This is a genomic window from Bradyrhizobium sp. (assembly GCF_016462955.1).
Lineage (GTDB): Bacteria > Pseudomonadota > Alphaproteobacteria > Rhizobiales > Xanthobacteraceae > Bradyrhizobium.
Window position 1 is genome coordinate 1 of sequence record NZ_JAEMSD010000811.1, and the last position, 1,999, is coordinate 1,999.

The window sequence follows — 1,999 nt, forward strand, 5'->3', positions numbered from 1 at the left end:
CGGTGTTGATGATCTCGATGGTCTGGCCCGACATCGAGGTGACGATGTCCCCCGGCCGCTGCGCATTGCCGTCGGGCATGTTCTCGACGAGGCCGATGGCACCGACCACGTTGGCTTTGGCTTTGCGCGCCGCCAGCGCGTGCATCAGGCCGACGACGCAGGCCGCGCCCCCCATGTCGCCCTTCATGTCCTCCATGCTGCCGGCCGGCTTGATCGAAATGCCGCCGGTGTCGAAGCAGACGCCCTTGCCGACGAAGGCCACCGGAGCCTCGCCCTTCTTGGCCCCGTCCCAGCGCATGATCACGGTGCGGCTTGGCCGTGCCGAGCCCTGGCCGACGCCGAGCAGCGCGCCCATGCCGAGTTTCTGCATCGCCTTGACGTCGAGCACCTCGACCTTGACCCCGAGCTTGCGGAGCTGGCTGGCCCTGCGCGCGAATTCCTCGGGGAAAAGCACGTTCGGCGGCTCGTTCACGAGGTCGCGCGCAATGATCACGCCGTCGACGACATGGCCGGCCGAGGCGAACGCCTTCTTTGCAGCTCCGGCATCGCCGACCGCGAGCGACACATCGGCGCGCAAGCCGCCCTCCTCGCCGTCCTTCTTCCTGGTCTTGTAACGGTCGAACTTGTAGCTGCGCAGCCGCAGGCCCGTGGCGATGGCGACCGCCTGCTCGCTCGTCATGGCGCCAGCGGGCAGCTCCGCCATGATGGTCATGGCGCTGGTGCCGGCGGGCAGCTTGCTGGCCGCCACCCCGCCGAACTTAAGGAGTTCGTTCGTCTTCAGGCCGGTCGCCTTGCCGGCGCCGACCACGATCAGCCGGGTCGCCTTCGAGCCCTCCGGCGCCAGGATGTCCAGCGCAGCCCCGCTCTTGCCCTTGAAGGCGGCCGCGGCCGCCGCGCGCTTCACGATCTCGACAGTACCGCCCAGGGCCTTGGCCGTCGCCGGGCCGAGCTTCAGGCTGTCGTCGCAAAATACGACCAAAATGCCACGGGCGGCTGATGACAACGGGACGAAGCCGACCTTGATGGCATCGGACATGGATAACTCCTCCAAATCATAGGCTTATCGCGATCAGGCGGTCTCGGCCACGGGCCGGAGCTGAACGGCGATTCACTGGACTTTTGCCACTATGGGCCACCCGCCGGGCAGATGCCAAGCGCTCCCGTGGCCGCCCGGCCACAACAGCGAAATATTAACCATATATTGAGGGTGCCACGGGGCAGCCATTTTGTTGACGGATCAAAGGGATGGTAGTGAGAGAATGAACTGGCGGAAGAGCCGTTGGCCGACCTTGGGGATCCCCTGACCGGGGATTGGTTGGGCAGCCGGAATTCCGGTCGGAATTGGGGCTTGGTGGGAATCGTGCGGTAGCGCATGGGGTCGATCGATAGGTATATTTTCCGCACGACGCTGGCGTCGTTTGCGCTGGTCCTGGTCAGCCTCACCGGCGTGATCTGGATTACGCAGGCGTTGCGCGGCATCGACCTGATGACGAGCCAGGGTCAGACCATCCTCACCTTCCTCGGCATCACAAGCCTCGTGATCCCGGCGCTGGTCCTGATCATCTCGCCGATCGCGCTGATGATCGCGATCTCGCACACGCTGAACAAGCTCGCGACCGATTCCGAGATCATCGTGATGAATGCCGCCGGCTTCTCGCCGTTCCGGCTGTTCTATCCGTTCTTCTACGCCACCTGCGTGGTGGCGCTGCTGGTCGCCTTCATCGCCGCCTATCTCGCCCCCGACGGCATGCGCCGGATCAAGCAGTGGGATGCCGAGATCACCGCCGACGTGCTCACAAACATCTTGCAGCCCGGTCGCTTCGCCCAGCTCGACAAGAACCTGACGATCCGGATCCGCGAACGCCAGCCCGGCGGCATTCTCGCCGGCATCTTCATCGACGACCGCAGCGACCCGAACGAGCGCGTCTCGATCGTGGCCGAGCATGGCGAGATCGTGAAGAACGAGACCGGCTCGTTCCTGGTGCTGGAAACCGGCAAT

General features: G+C 65.0%; 2 protein-coding genes. One reads left to right on the forward strand and one right to left on the reverse strand.

Annotated features, from left to right (window positions below):
* The coding region (locus tag JHD07_RS38710; protein ID WP_291631806.1) for a leucyl aminopeptidase at positions 1–1,036 on the reverse strand (1,036 nt) is incomplete at its 3' end.
* A gap of 336 nt (positions 1,037–1,372) precedes the next feature.
* On the opposite strand from JHD07_RS38710, the gene JHD07_RS38715 reads away from it, so the two are divergent.
* Positions 1,373–1,999: LptF/LptG family permease (locus JHD07_RS38715; RefSeq protein WP_291631808.1), on the forward strand; the 627-nt coding region annotated here is incomplete at its 3' end.